Below are 26,855 nucleotides of genomic sequence, written 5' to 3' on the forward strand. Positions count from 1 at the left end.
GGGGCCATGCGGGACATCGAGCTGATCGACGACCCGGCCGTCGCCGCCGCCGCGCTGGACCCCATTCGGTCCCGTCTGCTGGCCGAGCTGGCCACGCCCGGCAGCGCCGCCAACCTGGCTGCGCGCGTCGGCCTCCCGCGCCAGAAGGTCAACTACCACCTGCGGGCGCTGGAAGAGCGCGGGCTCGTGGAGGTCGCGGAGGAGCGCCGCCACGGCGGGCTCACCGAGCGCGTCCTGCGCGCGACCGCCGCGTCCTACATCGTCTCGCCCGCGGCGCTGGGCCGGCGCGCGCTCGCGAGCCGCTACCTGATCGCGCTCGCCGCGCGGATGCTGCGCGAGGTCGCGCAGCTCGACGCCCAGCAGGACACGCTCGGCCTCGACGCCGAGATCAGGTTCGCCACCCCCGACGACCGCGCCGCGTTCGCCGAGGAGCTGACCGAGGCCGTCACCCGCCTCGTCGGCAAGTACCACGACGACGCGGGCAGGCCGCATCGCCTCGTCGTCGCCACCCACCCGATCCAGGAGGCCGGCAGTGAGACGTGAGAACCGCATCGAGGTCCCGGGCACGCCGGAGCAGGTGTGGGAGGCGATCGCGACCGGGCACGGCATCGAGACGTGGTTCGTGCCGGCCGAGGTCGAGGGCCGCGTCGGCGGCAAGGTGCGGCTGGACATGGGCACCGGCATGGCCGACTCGGGCGTCGTGACCGACTGGGACCCGCCGCGTCGCTTCGCCTACGAGGAGACGTGGGAGGGCGAGGTCGAGGGCAAGCTCGCGACCGAGTTCCTGGTCGAGGCGCAGAGCGGCGGGACGACCGTCATCCGGCTGGTCAGCACCGTCCAGGCGACCGGCGGCAACTGGGACGACATGCTCGACAACCTGTCCGCGGGCTGGGACGGCTACCTGCTGATCCTCAAGACCTACCTGGAGCACTTCGCCGGCCAGCCGTGCCGCACGGTCATGGTCGCGCGCTTCGACCCCGTGGACCGCGCCGACGCCTACGCCGCGCTCACGCCGCCATGGGAGGGCGAGGTCGTCCACGACGGCGAGCACGAGCGGATCGTCCGCATGACCGCGCCCGCCCCGGGCATCGGCCTCGTCATGGCGTTCGCGATGGGCGGCGCGACGATGAGCGCCGTGCACCTGTACCTCTACGGCGCGGACGCGCCCGACCTCGCCGACGAGTGGCGCGCGTGGTTGGACTCCCAGAGGATCGGATCGCCTTCGGAGACCTCCGCGCCGAGCTGACCCAGCACGCCGGCCAGCGCCTCGCGGCGGACCGCGCCGAACGCCAGCACGTGTGAGAGCACGCCGCCGTAGGTGAACGACTGCGGCGGCTCGCACAGCGCATCCACGAACGCGTCGTCGTAGGCGCCGCGGTCGCGGATGCGCTTGGCGATCCGCGCGAAGTCCCGCGCCGCGCGCTCGAACCGCGGCAACCACGGGCCGGAGCCGGAAGCCGGGACCGCGCGGCCGTCGATCGCCGCCACCCACACCTCCAGCGTGTACACGAGCCGCTCGCACATCAGCGCCGCGCTCGGCTCCTCGCCCTCGAACCAGACAAGCACCAGGCCGGGCCGGAGCTCGCGCTCCAGCTCGGCCGCATCGAGCGCCGCCGCCGCGCGCAGCAGCTCCCGCACCCGGTCGAGGTGATGCGCGACCATCCGCTCCGTCAGGTCGCCGGTGGCCGGCGCGCCCGGGAGCAGCAGCCCGGCGGGCGGGTGGAAGTGGATGCCGTTCGGCGCGGCGAGCTGGACGTCGCCGGCGAACGCGCTCGGCGGCGCGCCGTACGCCCGCGAGAAGGCGCGCGAGAACGCCGCGACCGACCCGTAGCCCGCGAGCTCGGCCGCCTCGGCCGCCGTCACGCCCGCCCGCAGCTGCCACGCCGCGCGCTCGAGCAGCAACCGCCGGCGCAGCGCCACCGGCGACTCGCCCGTGGCCGCCGCGAGCAGCCGGTCGAGGTGATCGCGCGAGAAGTGCGCGCGCTCGGCCAGGACGGCACCGTCGACGGCGTCGTCCAACGACGAGAGCACGAGATCGAGGAGGTCACGAAGGCGGTCGGCCATGTTGATCGCGTTCGACGTCTTACTGGACGGCGCGCCGAAGTGACGCCACCGTGCCGGTCATGGCCACCTGGAACGAGTTCGAGACCGCCGCCCCCGACCTCGCCGACCGCATCCGCGCGAGCTTCAAAGCCCACACGCACCTGACGATCGCGACGCTGCGCAAGGACGGCGCGCCGCGCATCTCCGGCACCGAGGTGCAGTTCGAGGGCGACGACCTCTGGATCGGGTCGATGGCCAACGCGCTGAAGGCGAAGGACCTCCAGCGCGACCCGCGGTTCGCGCTGCACAGCGGGTCGGTCGAACCGGACGAGGGCCTGGCCGACGCGAAGATCGCCGGCCACGCGCACGGGGTCCCGAACCAGGAGCACCACAAGTTCCGCCTGGAGGTCTCCGAGGCGTCGATCGTCAGCCTGGACGACGCCAAGGAGCACCTGATCATCGACCTCTGGACGGCCGACGGCGGGGTCAAGCAGATCAAGCGGAAGTGAGCGCGATCTCGCGCCGCGCCTCGGCCGACCGGTAACAGGCGTCGACGATCGAGGCGAGCCCCGCCGCGGCCACACCTTCGCCCCCGCGGCCCGCCCGCACGGTCTCCAGGAACTGCGCGACGACCGCGTCGTGCCCCGTCCCGGCCCGCGGGTGGAGCTCGGTGACCGCGGCCACGCCCGCGACGTCGCTGAAGACCTTCAGCGTCCCGATCGCCTCCATGTCGACCACGCGCAGGTCCGCGCCGCCCTCGGTGCCGAAGAGCGTGATCCCGAACTCGTCGCCGGCGGTGCGGTGCGCGGCCCAGCTCGCCTCGACCAGCAGCGTCCCGCCGTCGTCCAGGCGCAGGAACGCGGTCGCGAGGTCCTCGACGTCGAAGCCGCCCGCGCCGCCCGTCTTGTCGGACACCTCGGCGTCGCCGAAGCCGCCGGTGGCGAGCAGGTCGTAGGTGCTCGCGCTCACCGTCGTCACGCGCGGCTGTCCGAGCAGGAACAGCGCGTAGTCGAGCACGTGGATGCCGATGTCCAGCAGCGGCCCGCCGCCCGCCTGCTCGCGGTTGGTGAACCACGAGCCGAGCGTCGGGATGCCGGTCCGCCGCAGCCACCACGCCTTCGCGTAGTACACCTGCCCGAGCCGACCGTCCTCCACGACCCGCCGCAGCGTCTGGATGTCCCCGCGCTGGCGATGGTTGAAGGCGACGTCGAGCACGCGATCGGCGCGTTCGGCCGCGTCCACCATCGAAGCGGCTTCGGACGGCGTCCGCGCGATCGGCTTCTCGCACAGGACATGGAGCCCGCGCTCCAGCGCCGCGATCGTGATCGGCGCGTGCAGGAACGTCGGCACGGCGACGCTGACGACGTCCAGCGACTCGTCCGCGAACAGCTCCGCCCAGTCGCCGACGTGCCGCTCCACACCCAGGCGGTCCGCAAGCTCGCGGCGCACGGGCTCCTCCAGCCCGGCGATCCCGGCGAGCTCGACGCCGGGCAGCTTCGCGTAGGCCTCGGCGTGCTGGATGCCGGCCCAGCCGACCCCAACAACCCCCGCCCGCAGTGTCTTCGTGGTAGAGATCGGCGGATGGTACGCGTAACGGTGTGGGGCGAGAACGTCCACGAGCGGACCGAGGACGCCGTCCGCGAGCGCTACCCGGACGGCATGCACGGCGCGGTCGCGGCGGGGCTACGCCAGGTCCTCGGGGATCAAGTGGAGACTCGAACCGCCACGCTCGACCAGCCCGAGCACGGGCTCCCGCAGGACGTCATCGACCAGACCGACGTCCTGACCTGGTGGGGTCACATCGCGCACGACCAGGTCGAGGACGCGATCGTTGACCGCGTCCACCGGGCGGTCCTCGGCGGCATGGGCCTGCTCGTCCTGCACTCGGGCCACTACTCGAAGATCCTGCAGCGCGTGCTGGGCACGAGCTGCAGCCTCAAGTGGCGCAACGAGGGCGAGCGCGAGCTGGTGTGGACGGTCAACCCGGCGCATCCGATCGCGCAGGGCGTGCCGCATCCGATCGTCATCCCCGAGCAGGAGATGTACGGCGAGCACTTCGACATCCCGGAGCCCGACGAGCTCGTGTTCATCTCGAGCTTCGCCGGCGGCGAGGTGTTCCGCTCCGGCTGCTGCTTCCAGCGCGGCGCGGGCCGGATCTTCTACTTCAGCCCCGGCGACCAGGACTACCCGGTCTACTTCCAGCCCGAGATCCAGCGCGTGCTGGCCAACGCGGTCACGTGGGCGACCCCGCGCACCCGCGGCCCGGTGCCCGAGGCGCCGAACGCGCCCCGCGACTGGTACCTGACCTAGTTAGTCCGGCTCGCCCGCGGCGATGAACTGCTCGGGGTAGCCGTACATGCCGTGCTCGACGATGTCGAGGCCCTCGCGCTCCTCGTCGGGCGTCACGCGCAGGCCGACCGTCGCCTTGATCGCCCCGAAGGTCACGTAGGACAGCGTGAACACGACCACGAACGCGATCGCGACACCGAGCGCCTGCACCCCGAGCTGCTCGAACGAGCCGTTGTAGACGAGCCCCGGCCGGCCGGGCAACCCGGCGGCCTCGATCAACCGGGGCGAGGCGAACAGGCCACAGCTGAGCGTGCCCCAGATGCCGGCGATGCCGTGCGCGGAGAGCGCGCCGACCGGGTCGTCCAGCACCCGGTCGATCGCCAGCACGGACACGACCACGAGCACGCCCGCGACGAGCCCGATGATCGGCGCGGCCCAGAACTCGACGAAGCCCGACGGCGCCGTGATCGCCACCAGCGCCGCGACGGCGCCGTTGCCGACCATGCCGACGTCCAGCCGGCCGACCATCAGCGTGACCGTCACCGCCGCCCCGACGACCCCCGCCGCCGCGGCGAGGTTGGTGACGAAGATGACCTCGGCGAAGCGGTTGCCGTCCGTGCCGAGCGTCGAGCCGCCGTTGAAGCCGAACCAGCCGAGCCAGAGGATCAGCACGCCGAGCCCGAACAGCGGCATCGAGTGGCCGGGGATCGCGCGCGGCGTGCCGTCCGGCGCGTACTTGCCGCGGCGCGGGCCGAGCAGGAGCAGCGCCGCCAGGCCGCCGGTCGCGCCGGTCAGGTGCACGACGGTCGAGCCCGCGAAGTCCTGCATCCCGTCGCCGATGTCGCTCAGCAGCCCGCCGCCGAAGATCCAGTGCGCCATCAGGGGATAGATCAGCGCCGCGAACACGACGCCGTAGAGCGGATAGGCGATGAAGCGCACGCGCTCGAGCGTCGTCCCCCACACGATCGCCAGCGAGACCGCGCAGAACACGAGCTGGAAGAACGCGAACGCGCTCCCGGCCCCGTCCAGCGGCCCGGGGATCGGGCTGCCCTCACCGAGCACGTGGCCGATCGAGAGGAAGAAGCCTGAGGTGCCGGCGAACCAGCCGTCGCCGCCGAACGCGAGCGCGAAGCCCGCCAGCCACCACGCGAGCGAGACCGTCGCGAAGTTGATCAGCACCTTCGCCACGACCGTGCCCGCGTTCTTGCCGCGCGAGAAGCCGATCTCCAGGCACGCGAAGCCCGCCTGCATGAACATCACGAGCACGCCCGCGACCAGGACCCAGGTGACGTCGAGCTCGCTCATGCGCGTGGCAACCGATCGGCGGGAACGGGGCGCCCGAGCAGGAAGCCCTGGGCGAGCGGGCAGCCGTGCTCGCGCAGGAACTCGAGCTGCGGCTCGGTCTCCACACCCTCGACCACGGCGTTCATGCCGAGGGCATTGGCGAGCGAGAGCATCGCGGCGACGATCGAGCCGGCGCTGCGGTCCTCGGGCACGCCGGCGAGGAACGAGCGGTCGACCTTCAAGGTGTCCACGGCCAACGCCCGCAGGCGTCCGAGCGAGGAGTGCCCGGCGCCGAAGTCGTCGATCGCGACCTTCAGGCCCGCCTCGCGAAGCTCCTCCAGCAGCGACGTGTGGCGGTGCTCGTCGCTGAGCACGGCGCTCTCGGTCAGCTCCGCGGTGAACTGCTCGCGCGGCAGCCCGTGCGCGTCGATCGCGGCGGCGATCGAGGCCACGAGGTCCGGCCGGCGCAGCTGCCGCGGCGAGAGGTTGAAGCCGAGCCCCGGCACGAAGCCCTCGTCGCGCCAGCGGGCGGCCTGCGCGCACAGCTCCTCCACGACCCACTGGCCGATCGCGTCGATCAGGCCCGTGTCCTCGGCGACCGGGATGAACAGGCCGGGCGGCACGAGGCCCTGCTCTGGGTCCTGCCAGCGCACGAGCGCCTCGGCGGACACCAGCGCGCCGGTCTCGACGGCGAAGATCGGCTGGTACTGCAGCAGCAGCTGGCCCTCGCTGATCGCGCGCCGGAGCCGGCTCGTCACGAGCAGACGGGCGCGCGCGTCGTCGCCGCCGTCGGGCTCGTAGAACGCGACGGTCCCGCGGCCGCTGCGCTTGGCCTGGTACATCGCGGCGTCGGCGAACTTGAGCAGCGTCTCGGGGTCCTCGGCGTGCTCAGGCATGAGCGCGACGCCGATCGACGCGCCCACGTGGAAGACCGCGTCCGAGAGCTCGAACGGCACCTCGAGCGCCTCCGCGATCCGCTCGCCGGTCGAGCGCGCCGCCTCGCGCGGGTCCTCGTCCTCGCCGCAGTGGAGCAGCAGCAGGAACTCGTCACCGCCCTGCCGGGCCAGCACGTCGCCGCTGCGGGTCAGCTCGGACACGCGCTGGGCCGTCCCGAGCAGCACCGCGTCGCCCGCGGCGTGCCCGAGCGAGTCGTTGACGAGCTTGAAGTTGTCCAGGTCGAAGTACAGGAGCGCGAGCGACGTCTGGCCGCGGCGGGCGCGCGAGGCCGCGCGGTTGAGCTGCTCCTCCAGCAGCGCGCGGTTCGGCAGGCCGGTGAGCCGGTCGTGGTAGGCGAGGAACGCGACCTGCGCCTCGGCCCGGTCGCGCGCCGTGATGTCCTCGCCCGCGCGCAGCACCGCGGTCACCCGGCCGTCGTCGTCGAGCAGTACCGCGTTGCGCCACGAGACCTTGCGCGACTCGCCGTCACGGGTCTGCACGAACGTCTCGAGCGTCTCGCCCGGCGTCTCCACGCGTGAGACGACGCGGTGGAAGGCGCGCCGCGAGTCCAGGCGCTCCGAGGACGGCACGACCGCGTTGAACCAGTCACGGCCGAGCAGCTCGTCCTCCTGGAAGCCGAGCAGCTCACACCCCTGGCGGTTGATCAGCTGCACGATGCCGTCGGGATCGAGCACCACGACGAGCGTGCTCGCGACGTCGAGGAAGCGCTGGGCGCGGTCGCGCTGCTCGCGCAGGTCGCGATCGGCGACGACCCTGGCGGTGACGTCCGCGAACGTGCACACGAGCCGGGCGCGCTCGCCCACGCGGTCGCCGGTCGGGCGCACGTTCAGCGTCACCCACTGCGGCTGGCCGTCGGGCGCGATCCGCTCGTAGGTGGCGTGACGGGTGACGCCGTCGCGCAACGCGGCCGCGAGTGGGCTCTCCAGCCGCCCGCCGAGCCCGGCGCCGGCCGCGGCGAAGTCGTGCTGCTGCAGACGTTCCTCGCTGATGCCTAGGATCCGCAGCGCGCTCGGGTTCCAGTTGATCGGGCGCAGGTCGCCGTCGGTGACGATCACGCCCTCGTCGAGCCCTTCCACGACGACGCGGCCGAGGCGCTCGGCGGCCCGCTGCGCCTGGTGGGCGCGGTGCTGCGGCCCGGCCTCGACGACGACCCCGCGGCTGACCAGCCGCTCTACCGGTCGCTCTCGTCGTTGTCTTTCACCGAACGGCGCGACCAGTCGAGGCATGTGATCGCGCGCATGGTAGAGATGGATTCGCGCGCGCTCACCGGTTTGGAGCGAATGAACGGAATCTCGCAGTACGGTTTAGCCCATGACGGCGATCTGCAGCGTCTGCGGCGAGGAGCATCCGCTCGCCGACATGGTCACCGCCCACATCGAGCCGGAGGACGTCCCCGCCGACGCCCGCGCGGCCACGCCCGAGCCACACGACTGGTGGCTGGCGGACGGTGAGGCCCTGCACGCCGAGCACCCGCGCTCGTTCTTCATCCCCACCCGCGAGCGCCGCGAGGCGCTGCAGCCGGGGGAGCTGATCAAGCTCGAGTTCCAGTACGGCCCGCACGCCGACAGCGAGGGCGAGGGCCACGTCGAGCGCATGTGGGTCGAGGTGGTCGAAGCCGGCCACGGCATCCTGCGCAACGGGCCGTTCCGCATCCAGGGGCTGGAGCTCGGCGACCACGTCAGCTTCCACCCGGAGCACGTGATCTCGATCGACTACTCCGACGCGGAGCTCGGCTACGCGCAGGACGAGCGGCCGATCGTCGACGAGCACATCCTGCGCGAGGACCGCGCGCCCGACGTCGTGGCGCGGGCACCCGGCCCTGACGGCGGGGACACGTGGTGGATGCTCCTGCGCGAGGACTCCTCCCAGCCTGTCGAGGAGCGGATCAACTTCCTCACCGACAAGTTCCCGGCGCTGGTCGAGCCGTTGCGGGCGGGCGAGGGCGTGTGGGAGCGCGACGGCGAGACCTACCGCCGCGTGGACGCGACCACCGGCGAGTGGCCGTCGCTGCTCGCGTTCCTGGCGAGCGCGGCCGAGCAGCTGCGCCTTTCGATGGAGCAGGACGCCCCGGATTGATGACGCCACGGCACCCCGTTCACGAGACGGTGAGCGGATGCTGTTCCGAATCCTCCCCACTGCAGTCGCGGCGCTCGCGCTGCCCGCCGCTCCCGCCTACGCCACCAAGGCCGAGCTCTCCCCCGACGGCCAGTTCCTCGACATCACCGAAAGCGCCCCGGGTGAGGTCAACGACATCATGGCCAGCCTGCACCGCTCGGGCGGCGGCTTCCGCATCGAGCTGATCGACAACCAGCCCGTCGCGGCCGGCACCGGCTGCACGCACGACGCGCAGCGCGGCATCACGAGCTGCACCGACCCGGTGCAGCAGATCCGCGTCTCGGTCGGCGGCGGCGACGACCGCGTCCAGGTCACCGAGATCGGCACCGACGTGACCTTCGGCGAGGGCGCGCTCGCCGTCGACCTCGGCGACGGCAACGACACCTTCCTCTCGCGGGACACCAACGCCGCCCCGGTCGCGCACGGCGGCGCCGGGAACGACACGTTCGAGGGCGGCATGAACGTCGACCGCTTCTTCGGCGGCGAGGGCGACGACTCGCTCAAGGGCGCCAACGGCGCCGACCAGCTGCACGGCGAGGGCGGCGCCGATGCACTCGTCGGCGACGGCCCGTCCGACCACGGCATCTTCGGCGACGTGCTCGACGGCGGTGACGGCCTCGACACCGTCACCGACTACGTCTATGCGGGCCAGACGAAGGACGCGCCGGCGATCGCGCTCACGCTCGACGGGGCCGCCAACGACGGACGTCCGGGCGAGGGCGACAACCTGCTCGCGGTCGAGCGCGTCAGCTCCGGCTCCGCCGGCTCGTTCACGGGCGACGCGGGCAACAACGAGTTCACCGGGCCGGAGGTCGGCGCCGCCGGCACGCTGCTCGGGCTCGGAGGCAACGACACGCTGATCGCCGGCGACGCGCACGGCGACGTCGTGGACGGCGGCGCGGGTGACGACCTGGTCGAGGGCGGCTTCGGCGACGACAAGCTCGTCGGCGGCCCGGGTCGCGACATCGTCAACGGCGACCGCAAGTCGCGCTGCAACGAGTACCACTGCGACTACTTCGGGGCGGGCAACGACACGATCGACGTCCGCGACGGCGAGGTCGACTCCGTGACCTGCGGCGTCGGCACCGACCGCGTGATCGCCGACGCCGGCGACACGATCGCCGCCGACTGCGAGACCGTCGAGCGCGCGCCGGCGACCGGCGGTCCGGAGACCAAGACGAACGGTCCGCAGCCGGGCGGCGCCTCCGCGTCGGTCAAGAAGATCAAGCTCGCCAAGGCGCTGAAGTCGGGCCTGACGGTGACGGTCAAGGGCGTCACCGGCAAGGTCAAGCTCACCGCCAAGCAGGGCAAGAAGACCGTCGCGAGCGGCTCCGCCAAGACGAAGAGCGGCAAGGCCACGGTGAAGCTGAAGTTCACGAAGGCGGCCAAGAAGGCGCTCAAGCGCAAGCGCAGCGTGAAGCTGACGATCACGGGCTCCGGCGTCTCGGTGACGTACACGCTCAAGCGCTGACGTACTCCCGGGGGAGCAGTCGGGCCCGCCCGAAGTGACTCCCCCGGGCCGATGTGCAAATGGCCGCCGCGAACGAGCATGCCGGACATGCTCGAACGACTCGGAAAGCTCTCCGCGGCGCGCCCCTGGCGCACGCTCTCCATCCTGCTCGCCTTCCTCGTGCTCGCCGGGGTGGTGGGAGGCCCGGTCGCCGGGCGGCTGAACGCGGACGGCGGGTTCACCGCGGGCTCCTCGGAGTCCAGCCGCGCCGACGGGCAGCTCGAGCGCGCGACCGGCGAGAGCGCCTCGGGTGAGATCGTGCTGCTCGTCCGCGGCGGCGAGGCGGAGGCGCAATCCGCCGCGACCGAACTGGCGAGTGTCCCCGGGATCGCCCACAGCGACCCCGGTCCGGTGTCCGAGGACGGTGCGAGCCGGCTCGTGATCGGCACGCTGAAGGCCGGCACCGACGACGAGAGCATCGCCGAAGCGGCCATCGCGACCTTCGACGATCGCCGCGACGTCACCGTCGGCGGTGGCCCGGTCGCCGGGCACCAGATCGGCGAGACGGTCTCCGAGGACCTCGGGCGCGCCGAGATGCTCGCGTTCCCGCTGCTGCTGTTGCTGTCGCTGCTGTTCTTCCGCGGACGCGCCGCCGCGCTGCCGCTCATCGTCGGCATCACCACCGTGCTCGGCACCTTCCTCGTGCTGTCGGCCGTGAACCTCGTCTACAGCCTCAACGTCTTCGCGCTGAACCTGGTGATCGGGCTCGGGCTCGGCCTGGCGATCGACTACACGCTGTTCCTCGTCACCCGCTACCGCGAGGAGCTGAGCAACGGCGCCGAGCCGCGCGCGGCGATCAAGACCACGATGCAGACCGCCGGACGCACCGTCGCCTTCTCGGCCGCGACCGTCGCCGCCGCACTCGCCACGCTGACGCTGTTCCCGCTCGGCTTCGCGCAGTCGATGGGCATCGCGGGCGCCTCCGTCGCGGTCGTCGCCGGCCTCGCCTCCCTCGCCGTCTCCCCCGCGCTGCTCGCGCTCTGGGGCACCAAGCTCGCCCGTCGCGAGAGCGCTTCCGGGCAGGACCGCTGGCACCGCTTCGCGCACGCCGTCATGCGCCGCCCGGGCATCATCGCCGCCGTCACCGCCGCGGTCATGCTCGCCGTCGCGCTGCCCGCCGCGGGCGTGAAGTGGACGCCGGTCGACGAGACGGCGATCCCGAAGGACAAGAGCGCGCGGATCGTCTCCGACGCGATCGCGGCCGACTTCGGCGGCGCCGGCTCCACCCCCGTGACCGTCGCGGTCACCGCGCCCCCGTCGGACGCCACCGCGGTGAACGCCTTCGCGAGCCAAATCGGCGCCGAGGCCGTGTCGGTGAGCGACGACACCTGGCGCCTGACCGTCGACGTGCCCGGCGACCCGGCCGGCGCGGTCGCCCGCGACAAGGTCGAAGACATCCGGGCGCTGAGCCCGAGCTTCGACACCGCCGTCACCGGCCCCGCCGCCGCGTTCGTCGACCAGCAGGCCGCGATCGGCTCCCGGCTCCTGCTCGCCATCCTTGCCCTGTGCGCGCTGACCTTCGGGCTGCTGTGGCTGATGACCGGCTCGGTCGTGCTGCCGCTGAAGGCGATCGTGATGAACGCGCTGACCGTCGGCGCGGCGCTCTCGCCGCTGATCTTCATCTACCAGGGCGGCCGCTTCGAGGACCTGCTCGGGTACACGTCCAACGGCGGCGTCGAGCCGACCGACTTCCTCGTCACCGCCGCGCTCGTGTTCGCGCTCTCCACCGACTACGGCGTGTTCCTGCTCGGCCGGATCAAGGAGGCGCGGGACGCGGGCGAGAGCGAGCGCGAGGCGGTCGCGATCGGCATCGCGCGCACCGGCAAGGTCGTCACCGCCGCGGCGATCCTGCTTGCGGTCGCGATCGGCGCGTTCTCGACCAGCTCGATCCCGTTCATCCAGCAGATCGGCATCGCGGTCGCCGCGGGCGTCCTGATCGACGCGTTCATCGTCCGCAGCCTGCTCGTCCCGGCGCTGATGGCGCTGCTCGGCAAGTGGAACTGGTGGGCGCCGCGGCCGCTGCAGCGCCTGCACGACCGCGTCGGGATCAGCGAGAGCGGCCCCAAGGCCGCTGCCGCCTGACAGGATCCGCACGTGCACCCGACGCTGAAGCGCTGGCTCCCGGTCATCGTCCTGCCGCCCGTCCTGCTGGTGGACGGGCTGCTGATGGAGAAGCCCGGCCAGCACGTGGACGCGCTCGGCGTCGTGGTCACGTACCTCGCCGTGCTGCCGCTGGTGTGGCGGGCCCAGCTGAACTTCCTCATCATGGGCCCGCTGCTCGCGGCGGGCGTCGCCGGGATCATGTTCCTGTACATCCCGGGGAACACGGTCGTCGCGATCCCGGCCTGGGCCCTGTACGAGCTGGCCAGCCAGCACGGCCGGCGGCAGACGATCATCGCCGCGGCCCTGCTCCCGCCGCTCGTCCTGGCCTCGATCGTCCCGATCGAGCACGAGCTGGAGACGATCGTGTCCCTGACGCTGAAGAACATCGCGCTCTGCGAGCTCGCGCTGGCCATCGGCTACGTCGTCTGGAACAACCGCCAGGCCGCCGAGCGCGAGGTCGCCGCGCACGAGGCCGAGGCGGACGCGCGGCTCGGCGAGGAGCGGCTGCGGATCGCGCGCGAGGTCCACGACGTGGTCGCGCACGCGATGGTCGCCATCAACGTCCAGTCCGGCGTCGCCGCGCACCTGCTCGACCAGGACACCGAGCAGGCCCGCGAGGCGCTGCTGCAGATCAAGCGCACGAGCGGCGAGGCGCTCAACGACCTGCGGGCGACGCTCGGCGTGCTGCGCGACCCCGACCAGGCGGCGCCGGTCGGCCCGGCCATGGGGCTCGACGACCTCGACGGCGTCGCCACGCAGCTGCGCGCGGCGGGCGTGGAGGTGACGGTCGACGTCGAGGGCGTCGAGTGGGTGCCGACACCGGTCGGCTCGGCGAGCTACAGGATCGTGCAGGAGGCGCTGACGAACGTGCTCCGGCACGCGCGCGCCTCCCGCGCCGCGGTGGTGGTGCGCGCCAACGACGCGACGGTGACGATCGTGGTCACCGACGACGGGTCGGGCACCGGGTCCGGCGGCGGCGCGGGCGCAGGCGTGCGGGGGATGCGCGAGCGGGCGACGGCGCTCGGCGGCGTGCTGGCCGCAGGCCCGATGGCCGACGGCGGCTGGCGCGTCGAGGCGGCGCTGCCGCTGCAGCGCGCGCGGACGGCGTCGTGACCCGCGTCCTGCTCGCCGACGACCAAGGCCTCGTGCGCGCCGGCTTCCGCGCGCTGCTCGCCTCGCAGGCGGACATCGACGTGGTCGGCGAGGCCGCGCACGGCGCGGAGGCGGTGTCGCTCGCCCGCGCGGAGCGGCCCGACATCGTGCTGATGGACGTGCGGATGCCGCAGATGGACGGGCTCGAGGCGACGCAGCGGATCACCGCCGACCCCAAGCTGGCCGGCACCCGCGTGATCGTGCTGACGACGTTCGAGCTCGACGAGTACGTGTTCGGCGCGCTGCGGGCGGGCGCTTCCGGGTTCCTGCTCAAGGACATCGACCCGCCCGACCTGCTCGCGGCGGTACGGATCGTGGCCGGCGGCGACGCGCTGCTCGCGCCCCGCCTCACCCGCCGCCTGATCGAGGCGTTCGTCGCGCAGGAGCAGACGGCGGTCACCGAGGGCGACGAGCTGGCCGAGCTGACGCCGCGCGAGCGCGAGGTGCTCACGCTGGTCGGCCGCGGGCTGTCGAACGCGGAGATCGCGTCCGAGCTCGTCCTCTCCCCGCTGACCGCCAAGACCCACGTCGCGCGGCTGTTCCAGAAGCTCGACGCGCGCGACCGGGCCCAACTCGTGGTCGTCGCCTACGAGTCGGGCCTGGTCATCCCTGGGACGAGCTAGCAGCCCAGGGCGTCCTTGTAGGACTCCTCGACGCTGAGCACCTTGCCGCCGACGACGGTGCCGTCGCCCGCGAGCGCGTCGACGTACTGCCCGAGCACCTCGTGGTAGTGGCCCTGCTTGGCCATCTCCGCCAGCACCGCCGACTGCTGGACCTTGCGCAGCTCGACGACGGCCTCGGCGCGCTCCTTCTCGCCACCCTCGACCCAGAGCTTGATCCACCCGCACGCCACCTCGGCGACGACGGCCGCGCCGAGCTGGTAGCGGTCACGAGGCGCGCCGCTGAAATCCAGCGCCGTGCGGTCGAAGCCCGGGGGCGGGTTCATGTCCTCGAGCATCGCGTCGACGACCTTGTCGCTCTCGGACGGCTGCACCACGCTCGCCGGCATCGCCGCGAGCCACTCGTCCACGGAGACGGAGCGCAGCTCGGCGCGGGCCTCCGCGGACGCCTCGCCGCGCAGCTCCAGCGCGTAGCCGTCCTGCTCCCAGGCGAGGATGCCGTCCTTCTGGGGCTGGGGATCGCCCTTGCGCCAGGAGAGCTGGACGGTGCGGGCGCCGTCCGTGAAGTCCATCTCGCCCATGCCGACGTCGAACTGGTCGGCGCGCGTGACCTTCCAGTCGCCGACGAGCAGCCGCGGCACGGACTCCGCGACGCGCACGAGCTCCGCCGCCCACGCGCGGTCGTCGCGGCCGCCGCCGGGCAGCAGGAGCAGGAACGCGGTGAGCGCGGAAGCGACCAGCGCGCCGGCGAGCGGGATGAGCCGCCGCCGGGGCGGCGTGGGGCGCCGGCGGACCGGGCGCGCGAGGATCGACTCCCGCAGCTCGGCCTCGAAGGTGTCCAGCGGGAGCGCCGCGAGCTCGGAGTCGGTGATCGGGTCCGCGCGGCGAAGCGTGTCGTCGAGGCTCATGCGACGGTCTCCTGCGCGATCGAACGGACGGTGGCTGGGTCGCCCTCCCAGCCCAGGGCGGTCAGCTCGGCGCGCAGCCGGCGGCGCGCCCGGTGCAGGCGACTGCGGACCGTGACCGCGAGGGTGCCCGTGGCGACGGCGATCTCGCTCGGCGTGAGCCCTTCCCAGCCCGCGAGCAGCAGCAGCTCGCGGTCGTCCTCGGTGAGCCGGGCCAGCGCGCGCCGGACGACGTCGTCCTCCGGTTCGGCGGGCATGGTCACGGCGAGCTCGGCGGCCAGCCGGTCGGCCAGGCCCGTGCGGCGGCGCTCGCCGCGACGCTGGTTGGCGAGTACCCGGCGCGCGACGCCGAGCAGCCACGCGCGCGCGGCCTCGCCCTCGGGCACGTCGCCCAGCTTGCGCCAGGCGACCAGGAAGGTCTCGGCGACGACGTCGGCCGCGTCGGCCGGCTCGTCGACGCGCCGCAACGCGTAGCCGAGCACCAGACGCCGGTGGGTGTCGAAGAGCGCCCGGAAGCGGCGCTCGGCGTGTGATCGCTCCATCAGCCCGGAGATGTCCGTCACGGGCGTGAGCGTTGCATGCGGGCGCCCGAAGGCGCCCGCATGCGGATCACTGCGCTACGGGGTGGTCGTCGACAGCGTGAACGTCAACGTCTTGCTGTACTGGCCGGTCCGCAGGCCGTCGGTCTTGGCGACCGGCTGCTTGAAGTCGACCGTGACCTCGCTGCCCGAGACCGGGTCGGCGAAGCTCTTCAGCGTGAGCGGGCTGCCCGAGAGCGCCGCGAAGGCGCCGGTCGCGGCCTTGACCTGCAGCGGCTGCGGCAGGGCGTGGGTGCCGTTGACGAGCTTGCCCACGTTGGTCGTGCCCGGGTCCACGACGGTCAGCGCGGCTTCGCCGGCGGTGCTGGTCACCGTGGCGATCGTGCTGGCCGTGTAGTCGCGATCGACGCCCGGGATGAACGTGCCGAGCGAGGACTGGCCGCCGCTGAGCGAGACCGCGAGCGTCGCCGGGACGCTGCCCACGAGGTCGTGGTTGGTCTGCGACGTGGTCGCCTTGATCGTGACCGTCTTGGTCCCGATCTCGGAGACGTTGCCCGCGGCGTCCGTGGCGCGGTACTCGATCACGTGCTCGCCCTTCGCGGACACCGTGACCGGCGACGTGTACGCCGTCCAGGCGCCGCCGTTGACGCGGTACTCGATGCCGATCGTGCCCGGCTTGTCGTCCTGGGCCGCGAGCGTCAGCGTCACCGCGCGATCGTAGGTGCCGTCCGCGCCCGGCGTGGCCGGGTCGAGCGTGCTCGTGATCGTCGGCTTGACGTTGTCGATCAGGCCTTCCTTGATCCGGATGTTCCGGTACCAGACGTTGTCGCCGTCACCGTGGTTCTGGAGGCCGATGTAGCCCGCCAGGTCCCGCGCCGCGTTCGTGACCGTGTAGTCGTTCACGACGACGTCGTTGAGGATGACCTTGATGTTGTCGCCCTGGACGAGCAGCTCGTACGTGTTCCACTGGCCGAGCGGCTTGAGCGCCGTCAGGACCTTCGCACGGTCGGCACCCTGGATGCCGTAGATCGAGCCGGTCAGGTGGACCAGGTCGTCGGTCTCGTCCATCTGGATCTCGTAGCCGTTGTCGACCGCGACCCACGGGTCGTTGTTCGGGTTCGGGAAGCCGACGAAGACGCCACCGTTGGAGTCGTCGTTGAGCTTCCAGTCCAGCTTGAGGCTGTAGTTCGTGAACTGCTTGGGCGTGTACCAGTTCAGGCCGAGGCCACCGACGCTCTTGATCGAGCAGTCGTCGACGCGGCCGAACGAGCCCGGGCCGGCCAGACGCCACTTGGTCAGCGACTCGAGCGTGCCGTCGAACAGGCCGACGTAGCCCGGCTCGAGCGTCGCCGGAGCGCAGATGTCCTTCGACTCGCCGAGCTTCAGCGCGTCGAAGTTGACGTTGCCGTCCGTGCCCGACTCGAACACGAACTTGATCTGGTTGACGCCCTTCGTCAGCGCCAGGCTCTTGGTGCTGAAGGCCCACGCCTTCCAGTCCGTGGTGGACGTGGTCGGGAAGACCCAGTTCGGCTGCTTGACGTTGTTGACGTACAGCGCGACCGACTTGTCCTTGGTGGACGGGTTCGGGCCGTTCGCGTAGCGCACGTTCACCGGGAAGGTGCCGTCCGCGTCAGCGGTGACCTGGAACGTCATCGACGCGTTGGTGTTGCTGAAGCCGCCGACGAAGCCCGAGCCGGAGTAGCCCGAGTGCTCGGTGGCGACGGACGCGCCGCCGGCGAGCACGGCCTCCTCGGCCTCGTAGTAGCCGGTCTGGGTCGGCGTCGCCGTGTAGCCCGGCAGCGAGTTGAGCGTGTACCACGCCTCGGTGTTCCACAGCTCCTCACCGGTGGCGGAGGCGAACGGACGCTGCGAGCGCACGTGCACGACGCGGCCCGGCTTGAGGCCGTCGACGTGGATCGTGACGGTCTTCTTGTCCTCGGAGATCGAGGCGTCCTTGACGAGCAGGCTCTCCTCGTCGACCTTCGGCCCGCCGTACTGCGACGTCGGGATGTAGCGCCACTGCTTGAACTTGTAGGCGTTGGCGAGCTTCGCGACCGCGGCGTCGCCGACCGGCTGCGTGTAGATGATCTTGAAGCCGCCCTCGATCACTTCCATCGTCTTCATGTCGAAGACGTTCTTGCCGTTCGGGGTCAGCTTCTGCAGGCCGTAGCGGAGCTTGCTGTCCTCGCCCCAGTTGCCGCCCTCACCGGTGCCGCCGACGTAGATCGCGCCGTCCGGGCCGATGATCGTGCGGTTGACGCCGACCTCGAGGCCCGCGGAGTGGCGGAAGACCGCACCCTGGAACTCGCCGTCGACCTTCTCGAGGAAGCCGCGCTGCAGGCCGCCGTACGTGACGTCGCCCCACAGCATCTGGCCCTTGAACTCGCCGTCCTTGATCAGGACGGGGTTCGAGGGGGAGTTGGCGATCTCGTTGTGCGGCATCCACAGCACGGGCTGCGTGACCGGCTGGTCGTCGAACGGGCCGCGGCCACCACCGGCGAAGTTGGTGTAGTGGTTGAAGAAGCGGCCCTGCTTGATCTGGACCATCTTGTTCGCCGGCAGCCAGGCACCCTGGTTGTCGTTGACGAAGATGCCGCCCTCGGGGCCGAAGCCGATGCCGTTCGGCGTGCGCAGGCCACCGGCGACGGTGGACACCTGCCACGTCTTGCGGTCGATCTTGATCGCGGTGCCCGGCGTGACGCCCGGCTGCGGATCGGTCGTCGCGCCACCGTTGTTGATGGCGACGGAGCGGGCGACGTAGAAGTAGTCGTCGTCGTGGATCAGGCCGAAGGCGAACTCGTGGAAGTTGCCGCCGTTGGGCCAGGACGCGAGACGCTTGTGCTCGCGCAGGCCGTCGCCGTTCTCGTCGGGCGTGAGCTCGGTGAGCCCCTCGCGCTCGGAGACGTACCAGCGGCCGTCGATGATCTGGATGCCCATCGCGTTCTTCAGGCCGCCGGCGACCTTGGTGTAGGTCACCTGGTCCTTGGTCGTCGCACCCTGGACGTGATCGAGGACGTAGACCTCGCTGGACTCCGGGTTCGGCACCCAGCCGCCCGAGGAGACGTCACCCGTGGTCGTCATGACCATGCGGCCGTCCGGCAGGAAGTCCATGCCGGAGACCTTCGGCTGGAAGGCCGTGGGGCGGATGTCGGTCAGGTCGTAGTTCGGGTTGACCGTGTCCAGGCGGAGGCCGTCGCCGGCCGTGTCCGTCGCGCCCTCGCAGTACTTGCTGCCGGGGGCGACGACGCGCACGACGCTCGCCTCGGTCGACAGGACCGAGCTCGGGACGACGACGAACGAGCTCGAGCCCGGCGTCTTCCACTCGAGCTTGAGGATCTGCTCGTTGACGCCGTCGACGTACTTGATGAGCAGCTTCTTGACGCCGGCGGTCAGCGTCGCGGCGCCTTCCTTGGTGGTCGACGAGTGCATGCCGTCGTTGTTGACGACCTCGTTGCCGTCGAGCCACAGGACGGAGCCGTCATCGCTGGTGAGGCGGAAGGTGTACTCGCCCGCGGTCGCGATGGTGAGGTTCGCGAGGACCTCGGTCTGGAAGTTGTCGATGGCCCCGAACTCGGACGTCTGCGTCCAGTCGATGGTCTGCATCAACTTGTCGACGTTCGGCGTCTGGCCGCTCTTGAGCGTGCACGTGCCGTTCGGCGCGCTGGGGAACTGGTACGTGCGCATCGTCACGCCCGGCTCCTGCGGCGGCAGATCCTGCGCAACCGCCGATCCTGCGAACGCGCCGAGCGCGCCCGTCACCACGACGGCAACTACACCGACGCGGCCCCTCCAACTAGCGGACAAACGTCCTCCTCCTGGATGCAAAATGAAACCTGGTCATTGACGGTACAAAGGTTTCGTTTGCAACTGAAGAGCTTTTGTCAGGTGATCGGCTAAACCATCCGTCCAGTTTCTCGTGTAAGCACTCCAGGCCACCAGTTCCAGCGTCCCAGCAGGGACATCGTGGCCGGAAGCAGCAGTCCTCTCACCACCGTCACATCAAGGAAAACGGCGATCGCCATGCCCACGCCGACCTGCTTGACCTGGACCAGCTCACCGAGCGCGAAGCCGAGGAACACGATGCCGATCGAGACCGCCGCGGCGGTCACCACGGGGCCGGAAGCGGTGATGCCGGCGAGCACCGCGCGGTCGTTGTCGCCCGTGCGGTCCCACTCCTCCTTGATGCGGGCGAGCAGGAACACCTCGTAGTCCATCGAGAGGCCGAAGATGAACATGAACAGCAGCAGCGGCGTGGTGATGTCCAGCGCCCCGGGGAACACGAGCACCAGCGCGCCGAGCGTCGCGCCGAGCGTGAGCAGGTTCAGGACGAGCGCCTTGACCGGGATGAGCACCGAGCGCGTGAGCGCGAACAGCAGCAGCGCGGTCGGGACGAAGATCACCAGCAGCGCGAGCGGCAGCCGTGAGCGCGTGGACTCCTTGGCGTCGATCAGCTCCGCGGCCGGTCCGCCGACGAGCACCGGCACGGACGCGCCGTAGTCGCGGACGTTGCGCACGATCGACTGCGCCTTCGCCCCCGCCGACGGGCCCTGCGGGTTGATCTCCACGACCGTGACGCCCGGGTGCGGGTCCGCGAGCTGCACGTCGTCGCGGCCGCCCTGCGTCCACAGGTAGCGCATCAGGTCCTGGATCTTGGGGTCGTTGGTCTCGGCCTCGATCACGACCGTGACCGGGACGGCGGCGAGCGGGAAGTCGCGCTCGAGCCGCTCGGCGACCTGGCGCTCCTGCGTGCGCTCGGGCAGCGCGCTGGCGTCCGAGTTGTTCACGTCGAGCCCGGTGACCGGGACGGTGAGCGCGATCAGCGCGACCGTCGAGACCAGCGCGACCGGCACGCGGTGGCGCTGGGAGAAGGCGGCGAGGGTCGCCAGCAGGCCGCGGCCACCCGCGCGCGGCCGGCGCCACACCCATGTCCTGGTGCCCGGCGCGGGGATCCGACCATGCGCGATCGCGATCAGCGCGGGGACGAAGGTGAGCCCCGCGACCGTCGCGAGCAGGACCGCGAGCAGCCCGCCGAGCGCCATCGCGGCGAGCACGGGCGTGCCGAACACGGCCAGGCCGGCGAGGGCGATGGCCACGGCCAGGCCCGAGACGAGCACGGCGCGGCCGGCCGCCGCGACGGTGCGTTCCAGCAGCTCCTCGAGCGGCGCGTCCGGTGTGGCCGCGCGCTCCTGGCGGAAGCGGGCGATCACCAGCAGGCTGTAGTCGACCGCGAGCCCGAGCCCGAGCAGCGTGACGACGTTGACGGCGAACTCGCTGACGGCCACGCTGCCCGCGAGGACGTTGAGCGCCAGCAGCGCGGTGGCGATCGTCGCGAGCGCCGCGAGCAGCGGCAGCAGGCCGGCGATCACGCCGCCGAGGAAGAGGATCAGCACCGCGCACAGCACGACCAGCGCGATCGACTCGCCGAAGACGGCGTCGTCGACGGCCTGGTCGGCGAACGTGCGCTCCGCCAGCAGCTCCCCGCCGATGAGCACCTCCGGGGCGTCGATCGCCCGCAGCCGCTCCACGATCTGGTCCGCGAGCTCGAGCGCACGCTCCTCGCTGTACTTCGGGTCGATCTCGATGACCGCGACCGAGCTGTTGCCGTCCGCGGAGACGAGCCCGCCGGCCGTGTACGCGTCGCTGACGTCCACGATGCCGGGCGTCTGCCGCAGCCCGTTGAAGACGGCGGTGGCGGTCTCCACCAGCGCGGGCGTGTAGAAGTCCTCGCCGCTGATCACGGCGACCACGGTCTCGCCCTCGGGATCGAGCTGGTCGACCCGGTCCTCGGCGCGCACGGACTCCGCGCTCTTGCGCAGGTCGTCGACCGTCTGCGTGCGGTCGAACACGCCGCCGCCGACCACCCCGCCGACGAGCGCGAGGACGATCCAGACGCCGACCACCGGCAGCCGCCACCGGGTGGCCGCTCTCCCCCACCTTCCGAGCATCGGGCGAGATCGTAGAAGGACGCACTACGGATGTGACACGAGCGCCTCCTCGCAGAGCGCCGCGGCGGCCACCCAGCCGCGCTCGCCGGTGTCCGTGCGGACACGCGCCCAGCGGCCGTCGAGGGCGCGGATCTGCACGGGTTGCTGCGCACGGACCGAGCCGACGGTCGGCGCGTCGGTCCGCGGGCGAGCCCGCAGGTAGCGATGGGAGGCGCAGGCGCGTGTCCACGGCGCCGCGCCCGCCGCGCGCGCCCCGGTGGCGAGCACGGACCCGCGCGCGTCGGCGCGCCGGCACAGCGTGCCGACGATCAGCGTGCCGGCACGGCCGACGGTCCCGCGCTCGAACACGAGCCGCGCAACGCGCCCGGTGCCGGCGATCGTCCCCGGGGCGTAGCCGACGCCGATCCGCAGCCCCTGCGGCGGGAGCATCCCCGCGATCCGCGTGCCCTCCGGGCAGGAGAGCGTGACCGCGGCCGGCGGGCGCTGGCCGCGGGTGAAGGTGAGTGCGCGCGAGACCATCGCGGTCCCGCTCGGCAGCGGCGTGCCCGCGGCCAGCGTGCCGCCGGGCACCGCGGGCGAGCGCACGGTGACGGGTGAGGGGTCGCCGGGGCCGAGCATCAGCGGCGCGGCGATCGAGGCCGACGCCGCGACCGCCGCGAACCCGCCCGCCGCCTTGCCGGTCGGGCCGAGCTTGATCGTCAGGCCTCCGAGCAGGAAGGCGAGGCCGAGCGGCGGAACGAGCGCCAGCGTCTCCCGCCGGACCGTGCGCAGCTGCTCGCGCAACGCGCGGCAGGCGCGGCACGTGACCAGATGGCGATAGGTCGCCGCGGACGCGCGACGGCGGGCGTCGTGCGCCGCCAGCAGGTCGCCCTGGACGGTGAGGCAGCTCGTGTCGCGCGCCTCGCGGCCCTTGATCACGTTCAGCCGCGCGCGGTGCACGAGCTGCTTGCTGGCCTGCGGCGTGACGCCGAGCTCGAGCGCGAGCTCGTCGTGGCCGAGCCCGTCGAGCTCGCGCCGCAGCAGCGCGTGGCGCTGCGCGGCCGGCAACGCGGCGATGTCCGCGAGCAGGCCGTGCACCGCGTCGCGCTGCTCGAGCACCATGTGCGGCGACGGAGCGAACGAGCCCTCGGGCTCGGGATCCTCGACGGCGATCGGCGCGAACCGCGCGCGGCTGAGCTCGTCGAGGCTGCAGTTGCGCACGAGCCGGTGCAGCCAGGAGGCGAGGTGCAGCGGCTCGTGGTCACGCTGGATCGCGCGGTGCGCGCGGATCAGCGCCTCCTGGACGACGTCCTCGGCGTGCTGGCGGCGCCCGCCGAGCATCCGCGCGGCGTAGCGCTCCAGCCGCTTGGCGTAGCGCTGATGGATGACGTCGAACGCGGCGTCGTCGCCGGCGCGCAGGCGACGCACCAGCTCGGCGTCCGCGATCCGTCGCACCTCAACAGCCACGCACGCTCCGGGACGTGATCCAGCCGGAGATCGGCGCGGCCGAGCGCACCCGGATCCACCGGCGCGTGCCGTCGCGTTTGAGCACGACGACGCGGTCGCCGCGGTAGAGCACGCCGACGGGCAGCCCGCGCGGGCTGTCGAGGACGGTCACTTCAGGCAGGCAGATGCGCTCGACGGACGCGGCAGCGGCGGCGGCCGGAAAGGCCGCCGCCGCCAGAGCCACGCCGGTCACGGTGCCCGTGAGCCGGAGGCGCACTCGCTTACCGGCGCGCCGGCTTCTTCGCCTTGGCCTGCTTCTTGGCCTTGGCCTTCTTGCTCTTGCTCGAGGCCTTCTTCTTGGAGGCCGCCGACGGCTTGCTGCCGGACTTGGCGCCGTCGAGGATGCGGCGGGCCTGCTCCTCGAAGGTCACCTGCTCGGCGTTCGCACCCGCGTCGCTCAACGTGAGCAGGTGCTCGTTGCCGGCCAGCGGCAGCGTGTCGAAGGACTCGACGGTCTCGGTCTGCTTGTAGCTCTGCCCGCTGCTGGTGCCGGTCGTGATGCGCCGGTAGGGCGCCAGGTTCGCGGCGTCGACGACGTAGGTCGTCGCCACGCGCGCCTCGCCCGGCGCGCCGGACGTGGTCGCGAGCGTGAGCGCCGCGCGCCCGAGGAAGGTCGTCTCGCCCGTCTTGGCGAGCCAGCCCTTGCCGATCATCGTGCGGATGTCGTCACCCTGCGACGGCAGCGAGCGCACGAACGTGCCGCGCGAGGACATGGCGCCGTCGCCCGTGATGGTCGCGAGCTCGTTGCGGGTCGCGTCGAACGCGGTGAACTTCAGGGGATCCTGCGCGGCCTCGTAGCGCAGCGCGCCCGTCGCCGTGTCGGTGATCACCTGGTGGGCACGGTCGGCGGCGACCCAGCGCTCGAACCGCTCCGAGCGGTTCTCGTAGCCGCTCTCGAAGCTGATGGTCGAGACGGAGTGCTCGATCGTGGCGGCCGCGGCCGTGGCGGGCGCCGCGAGCGCGGCGGCGGCCGCGAGGCCCAGGATGGTGCGCTTCATGCGGATGAAGCTCCTTGGTCGAAAGACGTTGTCTGCGTGGATGACTCCGTCTCTCGCCCGGCGTCCCGGACTTTGTTCAGGCGGCGACGGCCGCGTGCGTCTGCGCCCAGCTCTCGAGCGCCGTGAAGTGCTCGCTCGAGAACGCGGTGCCGCTCTCGCGGCGCATGATCGCCAGGGCTTCGTCGGGCCCGAGCGCGTCGCGGTACGGGCGGTCGGCGGTGAGCGCCTCGAACACGTCCGCGACGGCGAGGATGCGCGGCATCCAGCCGAGCTGCTCCGCGGTCAGGCCGAGGTGGTAGCCACGGCCGTCGAGGCGCTCGTGGTGGGCGCCCGCGTCGAGCGCGAAGTGGCGGAACGGCGGCACGCGCTCGAGGATGCGGATCGTCAGCTCCGCGTGGCGGCGCATCGCGGCCCACTCCTCCTCGTCGAGCTTGCCCGGCTTGTCGAGGACGGTGTTGGCGACGCCGAGCTTGCCGAGGTCGTGCAGGAGCGCGGCCCGGCGCAGGTCGCGCGTGGTCTCGGGCGCGAGGCCGAGCGTCTCGGCCACGCCGACCGAGATGCGCGCGACGCCGACGGAGTGCCGGCCCGTGAACGGCGACTTGGCGTCGACCACGGTGGCGAACGCCTCCGCGACGCGGTCGAGTCCGTCCTCGTCGGTCATCAGCACGCGGTCGGCAGGCTCGAAGGCCTTGGAGACCTCGACCGCGTCCCCGCCGAGCGAGTCCCAGAACGCGCGGTCGGACCGGGTGGAGAGCAGCGCGGCGACGAGCTCGGGGTCGAACCAGCGGCCCGCGCGCTCGGCGGCCATGTCCAGCGCCGCGTCCAGCCCGCGGTGGGCCAGGTGGATCTCGACGGCCTGGGCGAGGCCCATGACCCGCGCCGCGATCGGGATCTCCGCGCCGGCCCGGCCGAACGGCGCTCCGCCGCCGTCCCAGTGCTCGTCGAGCGCGAGGATGGCCGCGGCCGTGCTCTCGGGCAGGTCGATCATGCGAGCGATGTCCGCGCCGCGCTCGCAGCGGATCGCGACGAGCCGGTCGGTGGTGTCGCCGCCGAACGCGAACCCGCCGAACCGGCGCAGGCGGGTGAGCAGCGACGCGTCCGGCAGCGTGGCGCGGAACGCGGTCGCGGCGTTCACGCGCGTGGAGCGGTAGTCCGTGCGCTTGCGGTCGCGCTTGAACGCGCGGTCGTCGGAGCCGAACAGCTCGTACACGGTGCCGGCGTTGGCCGAGCAGCCCGCGTCCTTGAGCAGCAGCGCGTAGTAGAGGCTCGAGAGCTCGTCGTCGCAGACGCCCGCGACCTTGGCGATCCGCATGCCGATCGCGCACGAGCGCGCGGCGTGGCCCGCGGGCTGGCCCTCGGTCACGTCCAGCGCGTACGAGAGCGCCGAGATGATCTCCGAAAGGCGTACTTCCACCTTCCGGGTTGTCGGCAGGCCGACCGGCCTGCCGCACCCCACTGGACGATTAGGCGCTTGCGCGCTCGCGCGCGGCGGCGAGCCGCGCGAGGGTGCGCTCACGGCCGAGCGCGGTGATGCCCTCCCAGAGCGGGAGCCCGATCCGCTGGCCCGTGACCGCGATGCGGACCGGCGCCTGCGCCTTGGAGAGCTGCACCTGGCCCTCCGGGTTGATGAAGCCGGCCGCCTCGCCCGCGCCGCGGACCGCGGCCTCGACGCCCTCGGGCGTCCAGTCGGCATCGGCGAGCAGGGTCTGCACGTGGTCGAGGACCTTGTGCGCGCGCTCGTCCTTGATCGCCTTGGTCCAGGCGGCCTCGTCGAGCTCGGGCACGTCGACCCAGAGGAAGGACAGGTAGCTGTCGACCTCGTCCAGCCGCTTGATCCGCTCCTGCACGAGCGGGGCGAGATCCTCTAGCAGGGCCTTCGCCTCGGGCGTGTCGGGCACGAACTCGCTCGCACGGGCGATGAAGTCCTCCCGCGTGAGCGCGCGGATGTACTCGCCGTTGATGTGCAGCAGCTTCTTGACGTCGAAGAACGCGGGCGAGGAGCTCACGTCCTCGATCCGGAACATCGCGACGATCTCCTCGATCGGGCGGATCTCGATGTCGTCCTTCGGGCCCCAGCCGAGCAGCGCGAGGTAGTTGCGCATCGCCTCGGGCAGGTAGCCCTCGGCCTTGAAGTCCGCCACGGACACCGGGTCACGACGCTTGGAGAGCTTCTTGCGCTGCTCGTTGACGAGCAGCGGCAGGTGGGCGAACGTCGGCACCTCGCCGAAGCCGAGCGCCTGCCACAGCAGCAGGTACTTGGCCGTGTTGTTGACGTGGTCCTCGCCGCGGATGACGTGGTTGATGCCGGTCTCGGCGTCGTCCACCGTGTTCGCGAGCACGAACAGCGGCGCGCCGGTCGAGCGCGAGACCACGAAGTCGTCGACGTTGATGTTCTCGAACGTGACCTCGCCGCGGACCTTGTCCGGCCACGACGTCTTGCCGTCCGGCACGCGGAAGCGCAGCGCGCTGCCGGGCGCCTTCTCGAGCCCGCGGTCACGGCAGTGGCGGTCGTAGCCCGTGCGGCCGTCCTTGCGCGCCTTGTTGCGCGCGTCGATCTCGTCGCGCGTGCAGTCGCACCAGTAGACGGCGCCCGCGGCCTCGAGCTTCTCGACGGCGGCGAGGTGCCGGTCCAGGCGATCGCTCTGGTGCACGATCTCGCCGTCCCAGTCGATGCCGAGCCAGCGCAGCATGTCGAGGATGTTGTCCGTCAGCTCCGGGCGGTTGCGCTCGGCGTCGGTGTCCTCGATGCGCAGGACGAACTCGCCGCCCGACCCACGCGCGAACAGCCAGTTGAACAGCGCGGACTGCGCCGAGCCGACGTGCAGGTAGCCCGTCGGCGACGGCGCGAAGCGGCAGCGGGGCGTGCTCATACGGCCTCGGCCTTCGTAGCGGCGCGAGAGCGAGCCGCCA

The 26,855-nt window shown here is 72.1% G+C and carries 22 protein-coding genes; 9 read left to right on the plus strand and 13 right to left on the minus strand.

Going from position 1 to position 26,855, the window contains the following annotated elements; translation table 11 throughout:
- The first annotated feature begins 6 nt into the window (after positions 1–6).
- A complete protein-coding gene (locus tag OJ997_RS04760) occupies positions 7–543 on the plus strand; it encodes an ArsR/SmtB family transcription factor (RefSeq protein WP_270023896.1) in 537 nt (178 codons plus the stop codon).
- Complete coding sequence (locus OJ997_RS04765) at positions 533–1,246, plus strand: SRPBCC family protein (RefSeq protein WP_270023897.1); 714 nt, start codon at positions 533–535, stop codon at positions 1,244–1,246. Before OJ997_RS04760 ends, OJ997_RS04765 begins: the two co-directional genes overlap by 11 nt.
- Here the strand turns inward: OJ997_RS04765 and OJ997_RS04770 are convergent.
- Positions 1,150–2,064, minus strand: a complete 915-nt coding sequence (locus OJ997_RS04770; protein ID WP_270023898.1) for a helix-turn-helix domain-containing protein — start codon at positions 2,062–2,064, stop codon at positions 1,150–1,152. The genes OJ997_RS04765 and OJ997_RS04770 overlap by 97 nt on opposite strands.
- A 59-nt stretch (positions 2,065–2,123) precedes the next feature.
- Between OJ997_RS04770 and OJ997_RS04775 the strand changes: the two genes are divergently transcribed.
- Complete coding sequence (locus OJ997_RS04775) at positions 2,124–2,552, plus strand: pyridoxamine 5'-phosphate oxidase family protein (protein WP_270023899.1); 429 nt, start codon at positions 2,124–2,126, stop codon at positions 2,550–2,552.
- Here the strand turns inward: OJ997_RS04775 and OJ997_RS04780 are convergent.
- Complete coding sequence (locus OJ997_RS04780) at positions 2,539–3,660, minus strand: Gfo/Idh/MocA family protein (RefSeq protein WP_270023900.1); 1,122 nt, start codon at positions 3,658–3,660, stop codon at positions 2,539–2,541. The two genes, OJ997_RS04775 and OJ997_RS04780, sit on opposite strands and share 14 nt — an antisense overlap.
- Here OJ997_RS04780 and OJ997_RS04785 point away from each other — a divergent pair.
- Positions 3,625–4,353: a ThuA domain-containing protein gene (locus OJ997_RS04785; protein ID WP_270023901.1), complete on the plus strand. Its 729-nt coding sequence runs from the start codon at positions 3,625–3,627 to the stop codon at positions 4,351–4,353. The two genes, OJ997_RS04780 and OJ997_RS04785, sit on opposite strands and share 36 nt — an antisense overlap.
- Here the strand turns inward: OJ997_RS04785 and OJ997_RS04790 are convergent, their stop codons facing one another.
- Together OJ997_RS04790 and OJ997_RS04795 are read right to left on the minus strand one after the other, a co-directional pair.
- Positions 4,354–5,637: an ammonium transporter gene (locus OJ997_RS04790; RefSeq protein ID WP_270023902.1), complete on the minus strand. Its 1,284-nt coding sequence runs from the start codon at positions 5,635–5,637 to the stop codon at positions 4,354–4,356.
- Complete coding sequence (locus OJ997_RS04795) at positions 5,634–7,799, minus strand: sensor domain-containing protein (protein ID WP_270023903.1); 2,166 nt, start codon at positions 7,797–7,799, stop codon at positions 5,634–5,636. Before OJ997_RS04795 ends, OJ997_RS04790 begins: the two co-directional genes overlap by 4 nt.
- Before the next feature lie 85 nt (positions 7,800–7,884).
- Here OJ997_RS04795 and OJ997_RS04800 point away from each other — a divergent pair, with 85 nt between their 5' ends.
- The 5 genes from OJ997_RS04800 to OJ997_RS04820 all read left to right on the plus strand — a co-directional run bounded on the left by OJ997_RS04800 (position 7,885) and on the right by OJ997_RS04820 (position 14,076).
- Positions 7,885–8,649 (plus strand): hypothetical protein, encoded by a 765-nt coding sequence (locus OJ997_RS04800; RefSeq protein WP_270023904.1) that lies wholly within the window; start codon positions 7,885–7,887, stop codon positions 8,647–8,649.
- 37 nt (positions 8,650–8,686) lie between these two features.
- The gene (locus OJ997_RS04805; RefSeq protein ID WP_270023905.1) at positions 8,687–10,159 is read left to right on the plus strand and encodes a calcium-binding protein; all 1,473 of its coding nucleotides are present in this window, start codon (positions 8,687–8,689) and stop codon (positions 10,157–10,159) included.
- 87 nt (positions 10,160–10,246) lie between these two features.
- Entirely contained in the window at positions 10,247–12,280 is a 2,034-nt protein-coding gene (locus OJ997_RS04810; RefSeq protein ID WP_270023906.1) for an MMPL family transporter, read from the plus strand.
- A gap of 12 nt (positions 12,281–12,292) precedes the next feature.
- Complete coding sequence (locus OJ997_RS04815; protein ID WP_270023907.1) at positions 12,293–13,414, plus strand: sensor histidine kinase; 1,122 nt, start codon at positions 12,293–12,295, stop codon at positions 13,412–13,414.
- Positions 13,411–14,076, plus strand: coding sequence for a response regulator (locus OJ997_RS04820; protein ID WP_270023908.1), 666 nt, complete (start codon positions 13,411–13,413; stop codon positions 14,074–14,076). Before OJ997_RS04815 ends, OJ997_RS04820 begins: the two co-directional genes overlap by 4 nt.
- Here the strand turns inward: OJ997_RS04820 and OJ997_RS04825 are convergent.
- The 9 genes from OJ997_RS04825 to gltX all read right to left on the minus strand — a co-directional run bounded on the left by OJ997_RS04825 (position 14,073) and on the right by gltX (position 26,815).
- Positions 14,073–14,981 carry a hypothetical protein gene (locus OJ997_RS04825; protein WP_270023909.1) on the minus strand — a complete coding sequence of 303 codons (909 nt, stop codon included), beginning with the start codon at positions 14,979–14,981 and terminating at the stop codon, positions 14,073–14,075. The genes OJ997_RS04820 and OJ997_RS04825 overlap by 4 nt on opposite strands.
- Entirely contained in the window at positions 14,978–15,541 is a 564-nt protein-coding gene (locus tag OJ997_RS04830; protein WP_270023910.1) for an RNA polymerase sigma factor, read from the minus strand. Before OJ997_RS04830 ends, OJ997_RS04825 begins: the two co-directional genes overlap by 4 nt.
- Positions 15,542–15,595: 54 nt before the next feature.
- Complete coding sequence (locus tag OJ997_RS04835; protein ID WP_270023911.1) at positions 15,596–19,279, minus strand: 3-keto-alpha-glucoside-1,2-lyase-like domain-containing protein; 3,684 nt, start codon at positions 19,277–19,279, stop codon at positions 15,596–15,598.
- Between the two features lie 131 nt (positions 19,280–19,410).
- Complete coding sequence (locus OJ997_RS04840; protein WP_270023912.1) at positions 19,411–21,462, minus strand: MMPL family transporter; 2,052 nt, start codon at positions 21,460–21,462, stop codon at positions 19,411–19,413.
- A 24-nt stretch (positions 21,463–21,486) separates the two neighbouring features.
- Complete coding sequence (locus OJ997_RS04845; protein ID WP_270023913.1) at positions 21,487–22,896, minus strand: sigma-70 family RNA polymerase sigma factor; 1,410 nt, start codon at positions 22,894–22,896, stop codon at positions 21,487–21,489.
- A 1-nt stretch (position 22,897) separates the two neighbouring features.
- A complete protein-coding gene (locus tag OJ997_RS04850; RefSeq protein WP_270023914.1) occupies positions 22,898–23,164 on the minus strand; it encodes an SH3 domain-containing protein in 267 nt (88 codons plus the stop codon).
- 4 nt (positions 23,165–23,168) lie between these two features.
- Positions 23,169–23,945 carry a hypothetical protein gene (locus tag OJ997_RS04855; RefSeq protein ID WP_270023915.1) on the minus strand — a complete coding sequence of 259 codons (777 nt, stop codon included), beginning with the start codon at positions 23,943–23,945 and terminating at the stop codon, positions 23,169–23,171.
- 76 nt (positions 23,946–24,021) lie between these two features.
- Positions 24,022–25,359, minus strand: coding sequence for an HD-GYP domain-containing protein (locus OJ997_RS04860; RefSeq protein ID WP_270023916.1), 1,338 nt, complete (start codon positions 25,357–25,359; stop codon positions 24,022–24,024).
- 49 nt (positions 25,360–25,408) lie between these two features.
- The gene (gltX, locus tag OJ997_RS04865) at positions 25,409–26,815 is read right to left on the minus strand and encodes a glutamate--tRNA ligase (protein ID WP_270023917.1); all 1,407 of its coding nucleotides are present in this window, start codon (positions 26,813–26,815) and stop codon (positions 25,409–25,411) included.
- Positions 26,816–26,855: the final 40 nt, after the last annotated feature.

Source organism: Solirubrobacter phytolaccae (assembly GCF_027587195.1).
Lineage (GTDB): Bacteria > Actinomycetota > Thermoleophilia > Solirubrobacterales > Solirubrobacteraceae > Solirubrobacter > Solirubrobacter phytolaccae.